This is a genomic window from Occultella kanbiaonis (assembly GCF_009708215.1).
GTDB lineage: Bacteria > Actinomycetota > Actinomycetes > Actinomycetales > Beutenbergiaceae > Occultella > Occultella kanbiaonis.
This window is the reverse complement of record NZ_CP046175.1, coordinates 1119261-1137032: the sequence shown is the minus strand read 5'-3', so window position 1 is coordinate 1137032 and position 17772 is coordinate 1119261. Positions and strand designations below refer to the sequence as shown.

Genomic DNA, 17772 nt, shown 5'->3' with positions numbered 1-17772 from the left:
TCGGCTCGCCGGGACACGCCGATCATGCGCCGGCGGCGAGTTCGTCGTCGATGAGCCCGCGCAGGATCGTCGGGTCGGCGATCCCGATGATGCGGGCGGCCACCCGGCCCTCGATGTCGAGGACCACGGTGCTCGGCATCGCGGTCAGCGGGACCACGCCCTGCATCGCGGCGACGCCCGCGGCGTCGTCGTCGTCCAGGCTCGGGTACGGCAGCTCGAACCGGCGCTCGAAGGACTGCGCGGTGCCGGCGTCGTCGGTGTGGTTCACGCCGAGCAGGTGCACGCCCTGATCGGAGTAGTCGGTCGCGATCGCGGCGAGATCCGGAGCCTCGGCACGGCACGGCGGGCAGGCGGCGTACCAGAAGTTCACGACGACGACGTCGCCGCGCCAGTCCGCGATGTCGATCGGCTCCTCGGCGTAGGACTGCCCCGCCAGCTCGACGACGTCACCGCGATCGGACGGGGCCCAGGACTGGACCGAGCCGTCACCCGAGACGTAGCCCTGGTTCGCGTCGTCGGTGGCCGACGGCGTCGGCTCGCTCGCGCAGCCGGCGAGCACCAGCGCGCCGGCAAGCAGACCCAGCACGGTGAGCCGCGCCCTGCCCGCGGCGCGACCAGCCGGACGGAACCGCCTCACGGAAGCACCGCCGTCGTCGCATCGGGCAACAGGTCGGCGCACGGCTCGGTGTAGTCGACCGCGAGCAGCGTGCCGCGCTCGAACGTCAGTGTGGTCAGCGACGCCAGGGTCAGGCGCCGGCGGCGGGGATCGTGCAGCATGGACCGGCCGAGGATCGTGCTGCGGGCTACCCAGATCGGCAGCTGATGGGACACGATCACGGCTTCGTGACCGTCGGCCGCGGCGCGGGCGTCCCGGATCGCCGCGTACATCCGCGCGGCCTGCTCGGCGTAGGGCTCGCCCCAGGACGGGCGCAGCGGGTTGACGAGCTTGGCCCAGTGCGCGGGGTTCAGCAGTTCCGCCGGGTTCTTGCCGACCGTCGAGCCCTCGAAGTAGTTCTCGGCCTCGATCACCCGCTCGTCCGTGCGGACCGGCAGGTCGAACGCGGCCGCCAGCGGGGCGGCGGTCTCCTGGGCCCGCTGCAGCGGTGAGGCGACCAGGTGCACGAGGTCCGCACCGCGCGCGGTGAAGGTGTCTGCGATCCGCTCGGCCATCCGGTGACCGCGCTCGGAGAGCCCATAGCCCGGGATGCGCCCGTACAGGACCCGATCGGGGTTGTGGACCTCACCATGACGCAGCAGGTGGACGGTGGTACGCGACATGGTCCCAGTCTCGCAAAGTTTTCGCCGATGCTACGCACCGGCCTCAGCCGGCGCGGGACCGGACCTCCTCGTCGATCTGGCTGTACGCCGCACCGAGGGCCAGCAACTGGTCCCTGCTGAGGACGTCCACCAGCCGTCGGCGGACGGAGGCGACGTGCACCGGGGCCGCGGCCTCCAGCTGCGCCATGCCCGCGTCGGTGAGCATGCAGTCCACGCCGCGTCCGTCCTGGGCACTGCTGCAGCGGGACACCAGGCCGGCACGCTCCATCCGGCTGACCGTATGCGTCAGCCGCGAGCGCGAGTGCACGAGTTCCTCCGCGAGGACCGACATCCTCAAGACGCGGCCGGGCGCCTCGGAGAGCCGCACCAGCACCTCGTACTCGTTCAGGCTCAGGCCGGCACCGTGTTCGAGATCACGGCCGAGTGCGTCGAAGAGGACTGACGTGCCGGTCAGCAGCGCGCGCCAGGCGACCTGCTGTTCGGCGTCGAGCCAGTGCACCGGGGCGCCGGGCGGCGCCTCGGTCGATAGGTCGATAGGCGTCTGTGTCATGGGACCTGCTCCTGCTCCTGATCGTTCCCGAGGCTGTTCGGCGGAATCACCCCCCTTGACATCAGCCTAGGTCTCCGGCATCCTCATTACTACAACGTTCAACTACCCGTTCAACCAATTCTTACCCCATCCCGAGGAGCACCCAGTATGAGCAACGTCATCCCCGCCGGCACCTACGTCATCGACGCCAGCCACAGCGAGGTCGGATTCCAGGTCCGCCACTCCGGCATCGCGAAGGTCAAGGGCCGCTTCACCGAGTTCTCCGGCTCGTTCACCGTGGCCGAGAACTTCGCGGACTCCGCCGCGACCGTGACCATCGCCGCCGGCTCCGTGCACACCGGCAACGAGGGCCGCGACGGTCACCTGACCAGCGCCGACTTCTGGGACGCGGCGACCAAGCCCGAGTGGACCTTCGTGTCCACCGCCGTCGAGGGCTCCGGCGAGGAGTTCGCCCTGATCGGCGACCTCACCGTGAACGGCGTGACCAAGCCCGTCACCCTCGACGTCGAGTTCAACGGCGCGCTTGCCGACGCCAGCGGCGCGGACAAGGTGGGCTTCTCCGCCAGCACCGAGATCTCCCGCAAGGAGTTCGGCCTGACCTGGAACGTCGCCCTCGAGGGTGGCGGCCTGCTGGTCGGCGACAAGGTCAAGCTCTCGATCGAGGTCGAGGCCGTCAAGGAGGTCGCGTCGGTCAACGCCTGACCCCACGCGCACCGGGGCACCGCTGGCGAACGCCGCCGCATCAACGAGGGAGCGCAGTCCGACGGGACTGCGCTCCTTCCTCGTCCGGGGGCACTGCTTCAGCGCAGGGCCTTGCGGATCCGTTCGGGATCGATGCGCCAGTACCCGACCTGCACATCGTCGACCGTGACCACCGGCACCAGTTCGCCGTAACGCTCCTGGAGCACGGGGTCGGCGTCGATGTCGACCTCGGCCCAGGCGACGCCGTCGGGCTCGCAGACTGCCCGGACGGCGCGCCGGGCGGTCTCGCAGAGGTGACACTCGCGCCTGCTGAACAGCGTGACCCGCGGCACGGCGCCGTCGGTGGTGCCTGTCTCGGCCATGCGGAACATCGTATCGACTCCCCCTGCACGACGGCCGACCGGCGCGCGCACGGCCGCCCCGACGCGCTCGGGCGACGGCGGCCGGCCAGGGCCGGGTCGCGGGCAGCGGTGACTACAGTGAGGTGGTGTCAGCCGACCAGTCGCCGGAGCGCGAGCCCACCCGGGCCGCCGCGTTCTTCGACGTCGACAACACGATCATCCGGGGCGCGTCCGCCTACCACCTGGCCCGTCGGCTGTACCAGCGGGGCTTCTTCCGACGCCGGGACATCGCCTACTTCGGCCTCCACTCGGTCTACTACCTGACCTTCGGGGAACGCCTCAGCGCCATCGACGAACTGCGGGGGCGCGCCCTCAGCCTGATCCAGGGGCACTCGGTCGCGGAGGTCGCGGCCATCGCCGACGAGGTCTACGACGAGGTGCTCGCGGACCGGGTCTTCCCCGGCACCCGGGAACTCATCGAGGCGCACCTGCGGGCCGGTGACCAGGTGTGGATCATCACCGCCGGGCCACGTGAGCTCGGCGACCTGGTCGCCCGCCGGCTGGGCGCGACCGGGGCGCTGGCCACGGTCGCGGAGTCGCGCGACGGCTTCTACACCGGCCGGCTGGTCGGGCACATGATGCACGGCGAGCACAAGGCCGACGGCGCGCGCGGGATCGCCGCCGACCAGGGGCTGGATCTGGCCCGGTCCTCGGCCTACGGCGACTCGGTGAACGACGCGCCGCTGCTGAGCCTCGTCGGGCGCCCGTTCGCGATCAATCCCGACGCGCGACTACGTCGGTACGCCGCCGAGCGGGGCTGGCAGGTCCGCGACTTCCGCCGCCGACGGCGGGACGTGCGTCGCGGGGTCCGCACCGCCTCGTGGGCCGGTGCGGTGTGGGTGACCGCGGTGGCGGCCCGCGCCGTGGTGCGACGCCTGCGCGGCTGACCACGGTTCCGCTGACGCCAGATGCGGGTCACCGACGGACCGACCGACACTTCACGTCAGGCGAACGCCGAGGGTGCCCACTCCACTGACGCGAGATGCGGGTCGGGTGCGCGCCCACCCACGTTTCGAGTCAGCGGAGTCGGGCACGGAGAGGCCGAGCCGACCGACCGCCACACACGCCGCCTCGATCCGGTTCCGCTGACGCCAGATGCGGGTAACGGACGGACCGACCGACACTTCACGTCAGGCGAACGCCCAGGGTGCCCACTCCACTGACGCGAGATGCGGGTCGGGTGCGCGCCCATCCACGTCTCGAGTCAGCGGAGCCGGGCCGGGCAGGTGCTGGCCGAGCCGAGAGACCGAGCCGATGCCGGATCGGGACGCCGAGCCGCGCGAACCGCTCCGGAACGCACGAAACCGGACGCCCGGCCCGGAACAGGACCACGCGGGTCCGGTTCCGGTCGAAGGGTCCGGTCTCGGCAAGGGCTGGGCGCACGAGAGCACCCAGCGCCGGCGGGCGGAACGCCCGCGAAAGGCTACTTCTTGTTGCGACGCTGGTGACGCGTCTTGCGAAGCAGTTTGCGGTGCTTCTTCTTCGCCATCCGCTTGCGACGCTTCTTGATGACAGAACCCATGGGACCTCACTACGGCTGGGATGAGGCCCGTCGCGAGCCCGGACGGAAGCCGTGCGGCTCCGGCCGAATCTCGACGGAGACTCACCGATGAACAGAGAACTTACGACGGGGTGCTAGCCGACGCCGACCCGGTCGGGGCGCACGCACTGAAACAGACCAGTACTACATCTTCCCGGTATCTTACCCGGCCCCGGTCAGCGCCCGGTTCCGGTCCCCTCCCAGGAGCCGAGACCGTCGGAGAGCATCTCCTGCACCGCCGCCTGGGGCACGCGGTAAGACTTGCCGACCCGGATCGCGGGGAGTTCGCCCGCGTGCACCATCCGGTACACGGTCATCCGGGAGACCCGGGCCAACTCGGCGACCTCGGCCACGGTGAGGAAGCGCGGCGCCTCGGCCTCAGCCATGTGCCTCACCCCTCCCCGATTCCGGTGCCCGTCGGCGGACACACCCACTGTCATGCGTGCAGGTGAACACGTCGAAAGGCCCGCGCACCGGCACAGGAGTGAATCCTAGAGGGTCAGGGACCTGTTCGGGAATCCAATGGCCGAATTCATGCCGTGAGCGGGTCGAGCCCGTGCCACGGGAACACGCTGCGACGCGTCGCCATGATGGCGCGGTCGACCGGATCGTCCGGGTCGAACCCCTCGACCCAGGTCCGGAACGTGACGTCCACACCGTCGCCCATCGTCTGCGGTGCCTCCAGGTCGCCGAGCGCGGCGACCTCCTCGCGCCAGGACGCCGGCACGGGTGTCGATCCCGGCAGGTCCACGCCGGCGCTCACCGCGACGAGGTGGGCCCAGGCCCGCGGCACGGTGGAGAGGATGTCGTACCCGCCGCCGCCGGTCGCGAGCCAGCGGCCCCCGGAGTGTCGCTCGGCCAGTTCCCCGATGAGCACCGCCGCGGCACGCAGCCCGTCCATCGAGATGTCCATGGTGGTGAGCGGGTCCCGGCGGTGGGTGTCGCAGCCGTGCTGGCTGACGATGACCTGTGGGGCGAACTCCTCGGCCAGCGGCGCCACCACGGCCTCGATGGCGCGCAGCCAGGGGATGTCCGAGGTGTGCGCGGGCAGTGGCACGTTCACCGCACAGCCGCGAGCGTTCGGCCCACCGACGTCCTGGGCGAAGCCGGTCCCGGGGAACAGGGACTCCCCGCTCTGGTGCACCGAGACCGTGACCACCCGTGGGTCGTCCCAGAAGGCCCGCTCCACGCCGTCGCCGTGGTGGGCATCGACGTCGACGTACAGGACCCGCTCGCAGCCGTGCTCCAGCAGCCACTGGATCGCCGCCGCGACGTCGTTGTAGATGCAGAACCCGGACGCCGCGGCCGCCATCGCGTGATGCATGCCGCCGGCGAGGCTGACTGCATGTCGGGACCGGCCCGACCAGACCTCCTCGGCACCGGCCACGGTGGCGCCGACGATCCGCGCGGAGGCCTCATGCACCCTCGGGAACACCGGATTGTCGGTGGTGCCGAGGCCCCGGACCGGGTCGCGGAGGCCGTCGCCACCTGCGCGGACCGCGGCGATGAAGTCCCGGTCGTGCACCGTCGCGAGCAGTTCGTCGCTGGCCTCGGTGGTCTCGACCATGCGCAGCCCCGGCGCGTCCAGGAGGCCGAGCGCGCGGATCAGGTCAATCGTGAGGCGCAACCGGGCGGGTGCCATCGGGTGCCCGACGCCGAAGTCGTAGCCCAGCAGCTCGGAACTCCAGGCGAGCGCGACGGACGCGGGCGGCGTGAGCATGGTTCACCGTAACGCCACCAGCGCTTTGGTGGCACAGTAGGCTCCGCATCGTCGGGACAGGGGTGAGGAGAGCGGGTGGCGCGAGAGATCCCGTCGTTCCTGCGCGCCGGACGCGACGCCGTCGACGCCATCGCACGGCACTCGCCCGCGCGGCTGACCCTGATGGTCTTCGTCGGGGTGATCGCGGTCGTCACCGCGCTGCTGTCGCTGCCGATCGCGACCACCAGCGGCGAGTCGGCGCCGTTCATGGATGCCCTGTTCATGGCCACGTCGGCCGTGTGCGTCACCGGCCTGACGATCGTGGACGTGGCCAGCTACTGGTCCTCCTTCGGGCATGCGGTGATCATGTTCGCGATCATGGTCGGCGGCCTCGGCGTGATGACCCTCGCCTCGATCCTCGGGCTCGCCGTGTCCCGCCGGATCGGGCTGACCCAGCGCCTGCTCGCCGCGCAGGAGACGAAGACCACCCGGCTCGGTGAGGTCGGCACCCTGATCCGGGCGGTCATCATCGCCTCGCTGAGCATCACCGCAGTGCTCGCGCTCGCGCTCATCCCCCGGTTCCTGACGTTGGGCGAGAGCCTGGGCTCGGCGGCCTGGAACGGGTGGTTCCTGGCCGTCTCGATCTTCAACAACGCCGGGATCGGGATCATCCCCGGCGGCCTGAACGCCTACGTCGGGGACTGGTGGATGTGCCTGCCGATCATCGTCGGCACGTTCATCGGCTCGCTCGGCTTCCCGGCGATCCTGTCCGTGGCGACCCACCTTCGCCAGCCACGCCGGTGGACCCTGCACGCGAAGCTCACGCTGATCACCAGCGCCTCGCTGTTCGGGCTCGGCGCGGTCCTCATCGGCGCCTTCGAGTGGACCAACCCGGCCACCTTCGGCAGCCTCCCGGTGGGCGATCGGATCCTCGGGTCCCTCCTCGCCGGCATCACACCCCGCTCGTCCGGGTTCTCCACGGTCGACATCGGCGAGATGCGCGAGGCGACCTGGTTCATGCAGGACGCGCTGATGTTCGTCGGCGGGGGCAGCGCCTCCACCGGCGGCGGGATCAAGGTGACCACGTTCGCGGTGATGCTGCTTGCCATCGTTGCCGAGGCCCGCGGCGACCGGGACATCGAGGCCTTCGGGCGCCGGATCGAGCTGACCACCGTCCGGTTGGCGATCGCGGTCTCGTTCATCGGCGCCACGTTCGTGGGCCTGGCGACCCTGGCCCTGCTGGTCCAGACGGACCTGCACCTGGACGTGATCCTGTTCGAGGTGATCTCGGCGTTCGCGACGTGCGGCCTGAGTACCGGGATCACGGCCGACCTGCCGACGTCGTCGCACTACGTGCTGGTCGCGCTGATGTTCGCGGGCCGGACCGGGACAATGACACTTGCAGCCGCGCTCGCCCTGCGTCAACGACGTCGGGTCATCCGGATGCCCGAGGAGAGGCCGATCATTGGTTGAGAACAGAGCACGAGGGAACACGGCCAACGCCGCGCGACCGGGCAGCGACGCCGGGGTGCTGGTGGTCGGGCTCGGCCGCTTCGGCGCCTCGCTCGCCGCCACCCTCGACGAGCTGGGTCGCGACGTGCTGGCCGTGGAGCGCGACCCGGACCTGATCCAGACCTGGAGCGGGCGACTGCCCCTGGTGGAGGCCGACGCCACGAACGCCGACGCGCTGGTCCAGCTCGGCGCGAAGGACTTCCCGATCGCGGTGGTCGGCGTCGGCACCTCGCTGGAGGCGAGCGTGCTGATCACCGCGAACCTGGTGGACCTGGGCACGCCGCTGATCTGGGCGAAGGCGATCTCCGCCGAGCACGGCCGGATCCTGCAGCGCATCGGCGCTCATCACGTGGTCTACCCCGAGCACGACGCCGGCGCCCGGGTGGCGCACCTGGTCTCCGGGCGGATGCTCGACTTCATCGAGCTCGAGGACGGGTTCACGATCGTCAAGATGCGCCCGCCGCAGGAGACGCACGGGTTCACCGTCGGCGAGTCGCACATCCGCAAGAAGTACGGGGTCACCGTGATCGGCGTGAAGCCGCCGGGGCAGCCGTTCGAGTACGCGACCGAGAGCACCCGCATCGACGCGGAGGACACCCTGATCCTCTCCGGCGACACGGTGCTGCTGGAGAAGTTCGCGCGCAGGCCCTGAGCGCCTCGGACGCTGCCCGACGGCGGTGGTCGGGCCGTGCCGTGGACCGGTCGGGTCGTGCCGTGGACCGGTCAGGCCAGGTCGCGGCCGAGTTCCACGGACCGGGCCCGGGCCGCGTCCACGGCCGCGATCACCGCGGCCCGCACGCCCCGCTCGTCGAGCTCGCGCACGCCCGCGACGGTGGTGCCGGCCGGCGAGGAGACCCGCTCCCGCAGGATCGCCGGGTGCTCGCCCGAGGCCAGCGCCATCGCACCGGACCCGGCGACCGTCGCCCGGGCCAGGTCGAGTGCCACGTCCCGGCTGAGCCCGCCGAGCACCCCTGCCTCGGCGAGGGCGTCGATCAGGTAGAAGACGTACGCCGGACCCGAGCCGGAGATCCCGGTGACCACGTCCTGGTAGGCCTCATCCACCCGCAGCACCGTGCCGGTCCCGGCGAGCAGCTGCTCGGTGCGGTCCAGGTGGTCCGCCGTGGCGCTCGTCCCGGCGCTGAGGACGCTCACACCGTGCCCGATCGTGGCGGGCGTGTTCGGCATCACCCGCACCACGGGGTTGGCGCCGCCGAGCCGGGACTCCAGGTACGCCGTCGGGATCCCGGCGGCGATCGAGACCACCAGCGCGGCGGCATCCAGCACGCCGTCGATCTCGGTGGCGAGGGCGCCCACGTCCTTCGGCTTGACGGCGATGATCACGGCACCGACGCCGTCGACGGCCTCGGTGTTCGTGGGGCACCAGCGCACGCCATGGCGCAGCGCCACGGCGGCGCCGTGCTCGGCCCGACCGTCGCTGATCCGGATCCGCTCGGCCCCGACGGCACCGATCAGGGAGACCAGGATGGCCTCCCCCATCACGCCGGCGCCGATCAGGGCGACGTCCGCCCCGGTTCCTGACTCGTTCTCGATCGGCACGTCGATGTCCTTCCTCGGTGGTTGTGCGGCACTCACAGTGGGTACGCCAGGTACATGGCCCGGACGGAGTCGGCGTCCGGACCGTCGACGACGAAGCCGACGGTGCCGTTCGTCCACACGGCCCGGCCCACGCCGTCGGCCGTCTCGAGGATCTGGAAGGTGCCGGCAGCGGCGCCCGCGACGTCGACCTGACCGTCCTCGACGACGTCGGCGCCGTCGAGGGCGGCCACGGCCGGCAGCGCCGCGGCGACCTCCTCGGCACTGCCCCACTGGCCGACCCGGACCGTCACGTCACCGTCGGCACCGGTGTAGGTGAGCTGCCAACCCTCGACGGCGCCGGCCGTCACCATCGCCTCGTCGGCGACCTGCGCGCTGACGGCGTAGCCGAGCACCGTGTCCGGGAGTACCGCGAGCAGCGCGGTACCCGTGTCCCGGGCGATCGGCTCCGCCTCCGGGGTGGGCACCGGCCCCGTGGTGGTGATCGTCACGGACGGGTCACCGGCGTCACCCCGGTCGGACAGCAGCATCGCCACGAACACGGTGATCACCGCGACAACGGCGATCACGAGCACGCCGATGCCGACGGTGCGCCGGTTCAGTTCGAGTTTGCCGATCGCGGCCATGGACGTCCCTTCGCGTGAGTCCGGGACAGCCTAATGGCCCACCCGAGCTCAGCCCGGCGCGTCGGACCTCCCGCTCCGGTAGGCCTCGGCCATGTCGCGGTGCCATTGCCGCGCCGGGTCCTCCGGCCGCGCCGTCACCGTCGCGATCGTCAGCGCCGGTGCGTCGACGGCCTCGCAGCGCGTGTGCCACGCCCCGTTCGGATCGATGAGACCCGACGGCTCGTCCGGCGCCTTGTCACTGTGCACGGCGTAGCTGATCCACATCCCGTCGTGGCGGGCCGCCACAAGCGCCGACGACGTGAGGGTGTCGTCCGCCCCGGGATCACCCGGCCCGGCGGTGGAGTACAGGACGCAGTCCGCGCCGAGTGCCCGGTAGTCGCCGTAGACCTCGGGGAAGAGGATCTCGAGGCCCGAGGTGCAGCCGAACGTGACGCCGGCCACCTCGAACAGGGTCGGACCGGTGCCGGCCGCGTAGAGGTGGGTCGCCTTGGTCCGGGACAGCAGTCGTTCGTCATACTTCGCGTGGAGCCGACCGGCCGAGTCGATGACCAGCAGGCTCAGGTGCGGGCGAACGGCATCCCCGGCAGGGCGGGTGACCGCGCCGATCACCACCCAGATGGCCCGCTCCGCGGCCCTGGCCCGGATCCGGGAGAGGGCAGCGGCCTGGGCATCCCAGGCGAACCGCGTCCAGTCCGCCTCGGCCACCTCACCCGGCACGGACGAGAGCAGGTGCTTCGATGGGAAGCACAGGGCGGCCTCGGGCAGGTGCAGGAGGCTCGCTCCCATCCGCGCGGCTTCGTCGATCAGCGACACCACCTCGTCACCGGCCGCAGCGAAGCCGGCGACGTCGCCGGGATCCTCTCGTGGCCGTGTCTGCGCGACGGCCACCCGCACGGATGGCCCGTCCGGCCCGTGTTCCGCGCGGCTCGTGCCCGGTTCCGCGTCAGTGCGGACCAGGTGCCGGCGCGCCGCCGTGTACGACTCGCCGGTGCGCGCAGCCCGGTCACGGATCTTGTTCTTGAGTGCTCGATCGATCGTCATTGTGAACTCCGATGCCACGCCCCCGGCTCCCCCAGCGATACCCGGTGCACGGCGTCCGAGTGTCTGACGACGGCGACCTGAGACCGAGTCCCTTTGCCTCCGGTTGCGCATCGGTGCAGTGGGCCGAGCTGGGGTCGGTCCGAGGAGGTTCGGCGTTGGCCACGCCGGAAGAACAGGAACGACGTTACCCGGTGCGGTGGTGCGCGCGCGTCCTTCGACACGCGGTGCGATCCGGATCGCTTCGTCAAGGCATTGACTACGTCGGCCGCCCGGGTTGTGCCAGGATCAGCCAAGAGCGAGGAGACGGACACATGGCTGGTGACGAGGCTCGGCCCCCGGTGAGCCGATGACGCCGTTGTTGATCGGCCTGCTGGTCTTCCTGATCAACCTGGTGGCCCTTGGTCTGGTACCGGAACGGCGGCGCCCGTCCTCGGCGATGGCGTGGCTGCTGCTGATCTTCTTCCTGCCGGGCGTCGGCCTGCTGCTGTTCCTGCTGATCGGCAGCCCGTACGTGCCGCGCAAGCGCCGCGAGGAGCAGCGTCGGGCGGGGGAACTGATCCGCGCCGGCCTGGCCGAGGTCCCCGCGCTGCCCGCGTCGCGCGAACGACCGGATTGGCTCGACCCGGTGATGGTGCTGAACCGGCGACTGGCGTGGATGCCGGCCGTGCAGAACAACTCGGCCGAGCTGTTCCCCGACTACGAGGAATCGATCCGGGCGAAGGCGGACCTGGTCCGCACCGCCGAACGCTACGTCCACGTCGAGTACTTCATGATCTGCCGGGATGCCACCAGCGAGCCGTTCATCGCGGCGCTGCTGGAGGTCGCCGGGCGCGGTGTGAAGGTGCGCGTGCTCTTCGACCATCTGTCCACCATCGGCCTGCCCGGCCACAAGGAACTGCTGGCGACGTTCGACCGGGCGGGTATCGAATGGCACCCGATGCTGCCCATCCAGCCGCTGAAGGGCCGGTGGCGTCGGCCGGACCTGCGCAACCACCGCAAGATCGTGGTCGTCGACGGCCGGACGGGGTTCGTCGGATCGCAGAACCTGATCGACGCGAGCTACCACAAGAAGAAGCACGAGGCCAACGGCCGGAAATGGCGCGAGCTGACCACGAGGGTCGAGGGCCCCGTCGTCCAGTCCCTCAACCTCGTGTTCGCCTCCGACTGGTTCATCGAGACCAACGAACGGTTGCGAGACTACGTCCAGACCGAGGAGTTCCCCGCGGATCAGGGTGATCTCACCTGCCAGATCGTGCCGAGCGGTCCGGGATTCCCCGACGAGAACAACCTTCGTCTGTTCAACACTCTGATCTACGGGGCGCAGGAGCGGCTGTCCATCACCAGCCCGTACTTCGTGCCCGACGAGTCGCTCCTGTACGCCATCACGACCGCGGCCCAGCGTGGCGTCGCCGTCGAGCTGTTCGTCAGCGAGAAGGGCGAGCAGCTGATGGTGAGCCATGCCCAGAACTCCTACTACCGGTACCTGCTGGAGGCCGGCGTCCGGATCTTCCGATACCCCTACCCGTTCGTCCTGCACGCGAAGCACTTCTCCGTCGACGACCACACGGCCGTCATCGGCTCCAGCAACATGGACATCAGATCGTTCAACCTCGACTTCGAGGTGTCGATGATGTGCACCGGGGGTTCCTTCGTGACGAAGATGCGCGAGGTCGAGGACTCCTACCGCTCGGTCTGCCGCGAGCTGACCCTCGCGGAGTGGAAGAAGCGCCCGCTCACGCAACGGTGGCTCGACAACGTCATGAGGTTGACGTCCGCGGTCCAGTGACCTACGCGCGGGTGCCCACTGCCACCCGTCCACACCCCGGCCGCGCGCCTCGGCGTGGTGTCGCAGGTCGGCGGTACCGTCGTCGACATGAGTTCGACCGCCCGCGCCCAGCGCCCCGTCCACCGCTGCACCGAGTGTGGCTGGAGCACGGCGAAGTGGGTGGGCCGGTGCGGCGAGTGCCAGGCGTGGGGCACGGTCGTCGAGGCCGGCGTCGCCGCCACGGGTCCGCGCACGGCCGTCTCCGCGCCACTGCGGAGCCCGGCGCAGCCGATCGCGGACGTCGACGCCGAGGAGGCCCGGTTCCGGCCGACCGGAGTCGGGGAGTTCGACCGTGTGCTCGGCGGCGGGATCGTGCCGGGGGCGGTGGTGCTGCTGGCCGGCGAACCCGGCGTTGGCAAGTCGACCCTGCTGCTGGACGTGGCGGCCCGCGCGGCGGAGGGCGGCTCGAAGGTCCTCTACGTCACCGGTGAGGAGTCGGCGAGCCAGGTTCGCCTTCGAGCAGAGCGCATCGGCGCGATCCGGCCCGGCCTGCTGCTGGCTGCCGAGACCGACCTCGGTACCGTGCTCGGGCACATCGAGGCGAACGACCCGGACCTGCTCGTCATCGACTCCGTTCAGACGATCGCCTCCGCGCAGGTGGACGGCTCCGCGGGCGGCGTCTCCCAGGTGCGGGAGGTGGCCGCCGCGCTGATCGCCGTGGCCAAGCGCACCGCCACGCCGGTGGTGCTGGTGGGCCACGTGACCAAGGACGGGTCGATCGCCGGGCCGCGGGTCCTGGAGCACCTGGTGGACGTGGTCTGCCAGTTCGAGGGGGACAAGCACTCCGAACTGCGCATGGTCCGCGCAGTGAAGAACCGGTACGGAACCACCGACGAGGTCGGCTGTTTCAGCCTGACCGAGACGGGCATCCATTCGCTGGCGGACCCGAGCGGCCTGTTCCTGTCCGGCAAGCGAGACCCGGTGCCGGGCACGTGCGTCACGGTCACGCTGGACGGGCGCCGCCCGATGCCTACCGAGATCCAGGCGCTGACGAACCGCACCGTGATGCCGAACGCCCGCCGCACGACGGCCGGTGTGGACTCCTCACGGGTGCTGATGACGCTGGCCGTGCTCGGCTCCCGGGCGGGCATCGACACCTCCGGCATGGACATCTACGTGTCCACCGTCGGTGGGGCGCGGGCCCTCGAGCCCGCCACGGACCTGGCCATTGCGCTCGCGGTGGTCAGCGCCCGGCAGGACTTCGAACTCGTCGACGGCCTGGTGGCGATCGGAGAGGTGGGCCTCGCCGGGGACCTGCGCCCCGCCGTCGGCACCCGGCGGCGCCTGTCCGAGGTGGCCCGGTTGGGGTTCTCGCGGGCCATCATCCCCGCAGCGACGGACCTCGAGGGCGCCATGCCGGACGGCATCGACGTGGTCCGGGCCGAGGACCTGCACCAGGCGATCACGGCGGCCCAGTTCGGCGTCCGGCGTCGCCCGATCCGACTCGCGTAGAGTTGGGCCGAGCTGCGTCGGCAGCGAAACTCTCGAACCTCCTTGGGGGACCTCAGTGGCTGACGTGGCGTTGCCCGAACTCTTCCGGGAGACCCTGCGCGCCGTCGCGCCGGGGACCGAGTTGCGGGACGGCCTGGAGCGGATCCTGCGGGGGCGCACCGGCGCCCTGATCGTGCTCGGGTACAACACGGTGGTCGAGGAGATCTGCTCCGGCGGATTCGAGCTCGACGTCGACTTCTCCTCCACCCGGCTGCGGGAGCTGGCCAAGATGGACGGCGCCATCGTCGTCGACCACAGCCGCAACCGGATCGTGCGGGCCGCGGTGCAGCTGCTGCCGGACTCCACGATCGAGACCACGGAGTCCGGTACCCGGCACCGCACCGCGGAACGAGCGGCGAAGCAGACCGGTTACCCGGTGATCTCGGTGAGCCAGTCGATGCGGATCGTGGCGCTCTACGTCGGGGCGCACCGGTATGTGCTCGAGGACTCGGACGTGATCCTGTCCCGCGCGAACCAGGCACTGGCCACCCTCGAGCGGTACAAGTCCCGCCTTGACGAGGTGTCCGGCACCCTCTCCGCCCTCGAGATCGAGGACCTCGTCACCGTCCGGGACGTCGCGGCCGTGGTGCAGCGCCTGGAGATGGTGCGCCGGATCTCGGCCGAGATCTCCGACTACGTCGTGGAGCTCGGCACGAACGGGCGCCTGCTGGCGCTCCAGTTCGACGAGCTCATCGGTGGCATCGGGCCGGACCTGGAGCTGGTGGTCCGGGACTACCTGGACGTGCGCAGCGCCCGCACCCTCGACGACGTGCTCGGCTCACTCGCGGAGCTGGACTCGACCCAGCTGATCGACCTCACCCAAATCTCCCGGGTGCTTGGCGTGGGCGGCCGCCAGGGCGAGTCGCTGGACTCGGCGATCGCCCCTCGGGGCTTCCGGATGCTGACCAAGGTCCCGCGCCTGCCGATGTCCGTGGTGACGTCCCTGGTGGAGCACTTCGGCTCCCTGCAGCGGATGCTCTCTGCCACGATCGACGACCTCGAGGTGGTCGACGGCGTCGGCACCCAGCGCGCCCGGGCCGTACGCGAGGGCCTGTCCCGGCAGGCGGAGTCCTCGTTGCTCGAGCGCTTCGTCTGACCCCCGACGGCGCGCGCCCGGTCCGGCGCGCGCGCACAGCCGAGTGCGGTTCGGCTCAGGAGACGGTGAAGGCCTGCTCGGTCGTGACCGGACCACCGTCGGTGGTGAGCCCCAGTACGAGCCGGTACGTCCCGGCGCCGGCCACGGGCTGCCCGCCCGGGCAGCCGGCCGCGCTGCGGGTGCCGGGCCAGGTGAACGAGGCCGACTGGACCGCGCCCGTGTCCAGCAGCACCGGCACCTCGGCCGCGACGGCCGGGCAGTCCTGGGTGGACCAGACCCGGTCCTCGCCGGAGTAGACCTCGAGCGTCAGCGCACCGGCGCCGACGTCCAACAGGCACGCGACCTGGCCGGCATTGACGATCTCGACGGCCACGCCCAGTCCGGACCCTGCCGCCGTGCTCGCGGCCGCGGGGGTCAGGGTCAGCCCGACTGCCGCCGGCACACAGCTGACCGGGTTGGACAGAGCGTCCTCGTCCGGGGTCCCGGTGGCCGCGTCGGTGGCGCCGTCCGCCGGGGTGGGCTCGGCCCCCTCGGCGGAGGTCCCGGCCGTGGTCGGTGGGTCCTCGGCGGAGAGCGCGGGCAGCAGGAACCGGGTCACCCCGAACGCGATGGCCGCGATCACGGCCGCCGCGATCAGCAGGACGACCACCCGGCGGCGCAGATAGGTGCCACGCGTCGGCCCGTTCGGGCCACCGCGCTCGGAGCCGCCGGCCCCTGACCGTCCTTTCGCCCCGGACCCGCCCGCCCGCGGGGCAGCGGCGCCCTTCGCGGTGCCGGCGGTGCGCTTCGCAGTGCCGCTGGTGCGCTTCGCAGTGCCCGCGCTGCTCCGCGTCGTCGTGCCGCGCGCGCTCGTCCCGGCAGGGGCCCGGGCGGTCGCAGTCGCCGTGGCCCGCGAGCCGGTACCGGCCTTCGCCGACGCGGAGCCCGAGGCCGAAGGCCGGCCCGCGCCCGTGGCGCCGGCGGCCGGGGTCGACCGCTGCCTCGAGCTCTTACCGCGCGTCTGGCTGGTCACGACCCGACGTTAACGCCGGGAACGGCGAACTCCGGCGAGGCTCTCCGAGGTGTGACGCGCTTCTCGCCTCAGTCCGCGGTGCGCTCGGCCGCGAGCCGCTCCTCCTCGGCCCGGACCTTGGCGTGGACGGCCCGCTCGGTCACGAGCCACGCGGGCGGGTCATCGCGCAGTGCCTGGATCTGTTCGGTCGTGAGTGCCTCGGTCACCCCGCCGCGGGCGAGGCCACTGATCGAGATCGCAAGACGGCCGGCCACCACGGGGCGCGGGTGCGGGCCGTTGCGTCGCAACTCCACGAGCCATTCCGGGGGGTTGCGCTCCAGCTCCTCCAGCTCGGCGCGGGTCGGGGTGGCGGCCTGGAACTCCTCCGGCGCCGCCGGAAGGTAGATGCCGAGCCGCTTCGCCGCGGTGGTCGACTTCATGGTCTGGGAGGAATCCTTCGTGCTCATGGGCCCAGCGTAGGTCCTCACCGTTAGGGTGAGCGGATGCTGGCCGACGCCGATGACTCCGCGCAGGCCCCCGGCTTCCGCCTCGGCTACGTGCCGGGCGTCACCCCGGCGAAGTGGGTCCGGATCTGGCAGGAGCGACACCGGGTCCCGTTGACGCTCGTCCCGCTCGAGCCGGCGACCGCCGCCGCCGTACTGGTGGCCGGTCTCGCGGACGCTGCACTGGCGCGCCCGCCCCTGGACGCCGCCGTCTTCAGCACCATCACGGTCTACATGGAGGAACCGGTGGTCATGGTCTCCCGCGACCACCTGTTCGCGGCGCTCGGCGATGACGAACCGGTCACCGTGGCGGACCTGGCCGACCAGACGATGCTGCACCCCCTCGACGACGTGCTGTACTCCGGCGCAGCGGACCTGCCCGGGATCGGCGCCCGCGAGCGGCCGGCGACGACCGCGGCCGCCGTGGAACTGGTGGCCGCGGGCATCGGGGTACTCGTCGTGCCGAAGTCCCTGGCTCGGCTGCACCATCGCAAGGACGTCACCCACCGGCGCCTCGACGGCGGCCCCGAGGCACCGGTGCAGCTCGCCTGGGTCAGCGAACGCACCACGGATCAGGTCGAGGATCTGGTCGGCATCGTGCGCGGCCGCACAGTGAACTCCTCCCGTGGTCGCCAGGCCGAACCCGACGGCGGTGCCTCCTCCGCGTCCGCCGCGCCTCGCGGTGGGGGTCAGGGCGGAAAGACCCGCCAGGGCGGGAACGACGGGAAGAGCGGGCGCGGCCGTGACGGTTCGCGCGCCGGGGGCCGGGGCGGGAAGGGTGGCCGGGCGCGCGGGTCCACAGGCGGGCGGCGCGGCGGTTCCGGGCGACGCCGCGGCTGAGGCCGCGCACGAACGCACTGCCGACCGAGCACGTTCCAGCCGACCGAGCGCCTCTCCGGCCGCAAGCGTGCCCGGTCCACGCCGCGGTTCGGACCGTTGCAGCCCGGAGCGACCCCGCCGAGG

Annotated in this window: 20 protein-coding genes; 8 read left to right on the top strand and 12 right to left on the bottom strand. The window is 71.5% G+C overall.

The features are described from left to right. Positions 1 to 22: 22 nt before the first annotated feature. Genes GKS42_RS04945 through GKS42_RS04935 form a run of 3 tightly spaced genes read right to left on the bottom strand, consistent with a single transcriptional unit; the run spans position 23 to position 1828 of the window. On the bottom strand, positions 23 to 637 hold the full coding sequence (locus GKS42_RS04945; RefSeq protein ID WP_232847933.1) for a TlpA family protein disulfide reductase: 615 nt from the start codon (positions 635 to 637) through the stop codon (positions 23 to 25). After that, a complete protein-coding gene (locus tag GKS42_RS04940; RefSeq protein ID WP_154792843.1) occupies positions 634 to 1278 on the bottom strand; it encodes a histidine phosphatase family protein in 645 nt (214 codons plus the stop codon). Before GKS42_RS04940 ends, GKS42_RS04945 begins: the two co-directional genes overlap by 4 nt. 43 nt (positions 1279 to 1321) lie before the next feature. Continuing rightward, a complete protein-coding gene (locus tag GKS42_RS04935) occupies positions 1322 to 1828 on the bottom strand; it encodes a MarR family winged helix-turn-helix transcriptional regulator (protein WP_154792842.1) in 507 nt (168 codons plus the stop codon). Between the two features lie 147 nt (positions 1829 to 1975). Between GKS42_RS04935 and GKS42_RS04930 the strand changes: the two genes are divergently transcribed. Beyond that, positions 1976 to 2530 carry a YceI family protein gene (locus tag GKS42_RS04930; RefSeq protein ID WP_154792841.1) on the top strand — a complete coding sequence of 185 codons (555 nt, stop codon included), beginning with the start codon at positions 1976 to 1978 and terminating at the stop codon, positions 2528 to 2530. A 98-nt stretch (positions 2531 to 2628) separates the two neighbouring features. On the opposite strand, the gene GKS42_RS04925 is transcribed toward GKS42_RS04930, so the two are convergent. Continuing rightward, on the bottom strand, positions 2629 to 2892 hold the full coding sequence (locus tag GKS42_RS04925; RefSeq protein ID WP_210769313.1) for a glutaredoxin family protein: 264 nt from the start codon (positions 2890 to 2892) through the stop codon (positions 2629 to 2631). A 125-nt stretch (positions 2893 to 3017) separates the two neighbouring features. On the opposite strand from GKS42_RS04925, the gene GKS42_RS04920 reads away from it, so the two are divergent. Beyond that, a complete protein-coding gene (locus GKS42_RS04920; RefSeq protein ID WP_154792839.1) occupies positions 3018 to 3818 on the top strand; it encodes an HAD family hydrolase in 801 nt (266 codons plus the stop codon). A gap of 536 nt (positions 3819 to 4354) precedes the next feature. Here the strand turns inward: GKS42_RS04920 and GKS42_RS04915 are convergent. The 3 genes from GKS42_RS04915 to GKS42_RS04905 form a co-directional block, all read right to left on the bottom strand. Next, positions 4355 to 4453 carry a 30S ribosomal protein bS22 gene (locus tag GKS42_RS04915; protein ID WP_003792170.1) on the bottom strand — a complete coding sequence of 33 codons (99 nt, stop codon included), beginning with the start codon at positions 4451 to 4453 and terminating at the stop codon, positions 4355 to 4357. Between the two features lie 194 nt (positions 4454 to 4647). Next, positions 4648 to 4857 (bottom strand): helix-turn-helix domain-containing protein, encoded by a 210-nt coding sequence (locus GKS42_RS04910; RefSeq protein WP_154792838.1) that lies wholly within the window; start codon positions 4855 to 4857, stop codon positions 4648 to 4650. Between the two features lie 146 nt (positions 4858 to 5003). After that, positions 5004 to 6191 (bottom strand): acetoin utilization protein AcuC, encoded by a 1188-nt coding sequence (locus tag GKS42_RS04905; RefSeq protein ID WP_154792837.1) that lies wholly within the window; start codon positions 6189 to 6191, stop codon positions 5004 to 5006. 75 nt (positions 6192 to 6266) lie between these two features. Between GKS42_RS04905 and GKS42_RS04900 the strand changes: the two genes are divergently transcribed. Both GKS42_RS04900 and GKS42_RS04895 read left to right on the top strand, forming a co-directional pair. After that, the gene (locus GKS42_RS04900; RefSeq protein WP_232847932.1) at positions 6267 to 7643 is read left to right on the top strand and encodes a TrkH family potassium uptake protein; all 1377 of its coding nucleotides are present in this window, start codon (positions 6267 to 6269) and stop codon (positions 7641 to 7643) included. Further along, positions 7636 to 8334, top strand: coding sequence for a potassium channel family protein (locus GKS42_RS04895; RefSeq protein ID WP_154792836.1), 699 nt, complete (start codon positions 7636 to 7638; stop codon positions 8332 to 8334). Before GKS42_RS04900 ends, GKS42_RS04895 begins: the two co-directional genes overlap by 8 nt. A 71-nt stretch (positions 8335 to 8405) precedes the next feature. On the opposite strand, the gene proC is transcribed toward GKS42_RS04895, so the two are convergent. Genes proC through GKS42_RS04885 form a run of 3 tightly spaced genes read right to left on the bottom strand, consistent with a single transcriptional unit; the run spans position 8406 to position 10903 of the window. Then, the gene (gene proC / locus GKS42_RS04890; RefSeq protein WP_232847931.1) at positions 8406 to 9239 is read right to left on the bottom strand and encodes a pyrroline-5-carboxylate reductase; all 834 of its coding nucleotides are present in this window, start codon (positions 9237 to 9239) and stop codon (positions 8406 to 8408) included. A gap of 32 nt (positions 9240 to 9271) precedes the next feature. Beyond that, positions 9272 to 9862 (bottom strand): hypothetical protein, encoded by a 591-nt coding sequence (locus GKS42_RS26380; protein ID WP_232847930.1) that lies wholly within the window; start codon positions 9860 to 9862, stop codon positions 9272 to 9274. Positions 9863 to 9910: 48 nt separating this feature from the next. Continuing rightward, entirely contained in the window at positions 9911 to 10903 is a 993-nt protein-coding gene (locus GKS42_RS04885) for a carbon-nitrogen hydrolase family protein (protein WP_168217760.1), read from the bottom strand. Positions 10904 to 11249: 346 nt separating this feature from the next. On the opposite strand from GKS42_RS04885, the gene cls reads away from it, so the two are divergent. From cls to disA, 3 genes are all read left to right on the top strand, one after another. Next, positions 11250 to 12689: a cardiolipin synthase gene (gene cls, locus GKS42_RS04880; protein WP_154792833.1), complete on the top strand. Its 1440-nt coding sequence runs from the start codon at positions 11250 to 11252 to the stop codon at positions 12687 to 12689. 87 nt (positions 12690 to 12776) lie between these two features. Continuing rightward, a complete protein-coding gene (gene radA / locus GKS42_RS04875) occupies positions 12777 to 14180 on the top strand; it encodes a DNA repair protein RadA (protein WP_154792832.1) in 1404 nt (467 codons plus the stop codon). A gap of 55 nt (positions 14181 to 14235) precedes the next feature. Further along, positions 14236 to 15315 carry a DNA integrity scanning diadenylate cyclase DisA gene (disA, locus tag GKS42_RS04870; RefSeq protein WP_154792831.1) on the top strand — a complete coding sequence of 360 codons (1080 nt, stop codon included), beginning with the start codon at positions 14236 to 14238 and terminating at the stop codon, positions 15313 to 15315. Between the two features lie 55 nt (positions 15316 to 15370). Here the strand turns inward: disA and GKS42_RS04865 are convergent, their stop codons facing one another. Both GKS42_RS04865 and GKS42_RS04860 read right to left on the bottom strand, forming a co-directional pair. Next, entirely contained in the window at positions 15371 to 16327 is a 957-nt protein-coding gene (locus GKS42_RS04865; protein ID WP_154792830.1) for a hypothetical protein, read from the bottom strand. 68 nt (positions 16328 to 16395) lie between these two features. Beyond that, positions 16396 to 16773, bottom strand: a complete 378-nt coding sequence (locus tag GKS42_RS04860; protein WP_154792829.1) for a DUF5997 family protein — start codon at positions 16771 to 16773, stop codon at positions 16396 to 16398. Positions 16774 to 16809: 36 nt separating this feature from the next. Here GKS42_RS04860 and GKS42_RS04855 point away from each other — a divergent pair, with 36 nt between their 5' ends. Next, on the top strand, positions 16810 to 17649 hold the full coding sequence (locus tag GKS42_RS04855; protein ID WP_154792828.1) for a LysR family transcriptional regulator substrate-binding protein: 840 nt from the start codon (positions 16810 to 16812) through the stop codon (positions 17647 to 17649). Positions 17650 to 17772: the final 123 nt, after the last annotated feature.

Coding starts and splice junctions, on each gene's coding strand:
- cls (WP_154792833.1), top strand. CDS start 11,250: ATGACGCCGTTGTTGATCGGCCTGCTGGTCTTCCTGATCAACCTGGTG.
- GKS42_RS04885 (WP_168217760.1), bottom strand. CDS start 10,903: ATGACGATCGATCGAGCACTCAAGAACAAGATCCGTGACCGGGCTGCG.
- GKS42_RS04930 (WP_154792841.1), top strand. CDS start 1,976: ATGAGCAACGTCATCCCCGCCGGCACCTACGTCATCGACGCCAGCCAC.
- GKS42_RS04860 (WP_154792829.1), bottom strand. CDS start 16,773: ATGAGCACGAAGGATTCCTCCCAGACCATGAAGTCGACCACCGCGGCG.
- GKS42_RS04925 (WP_210769313.1), bottom strand. CDS start 2,892: ATGGCCGAGACAGGCACCACCGACGGCGCCGTGCCGCGGGTCACGCTG.
- GKS42_RS04935 (WP_154792842.1), bottom strand. CDS start 1,828: ATGACACAGACGCCTATCGACCTATCGACCGAGGCGCCGCCCGGCGCC.
- GKS42_RS04910 (WP_154792838.1), bottom strand. CDS start 4,857: ATGGCTGAGGCCGAGGCGCCGCGCTTCCTCACCGTGGCCGAGGTCGCC.
- GKS42_RS04855 (WP_154792828.1), top strand. CDS start 16,810: ATGCTGGCCGACGCCGATGACTCCGCGCAGGCCCCCGGCTTCCGCCTC.
- GKS42_RS04940 (WP_154792843.1), bottom strand. CDS start 1,278: ATGTCGCGTACCACCGTCCACCTGCTGCGTCATGGTGAGGTCCACAAC.
- GKS42_RS26380 (WP_232847930.1), bottom strand. CDS start 9,862: ATGGCCGCGATCGGCAAACTCGAACTGAACCGGCGCACCGTCGGCATC.
- GKS42_RS04905 (WP_154792837.1), bottom strand. CDS start 6,191: ATGCTCACGCCGCCCGCGTCCGTCGCGCTCGCCTGGAGTTCCGAGCTG.
- radA (WP_154792832.1), top strand. CDS start 12,777: ATGAGTTCGACCGCCCGCGCCCAGCGCCCCGTCCACCGCTGCACCGAG.
- GKS42_RS04915 (WP_003792170.1), bottom strand. CDS start 4,453: ATGGGTTCTGTCATCAAGAAGCGTCGCAAGCGGATGGCGAAGAAGAAG.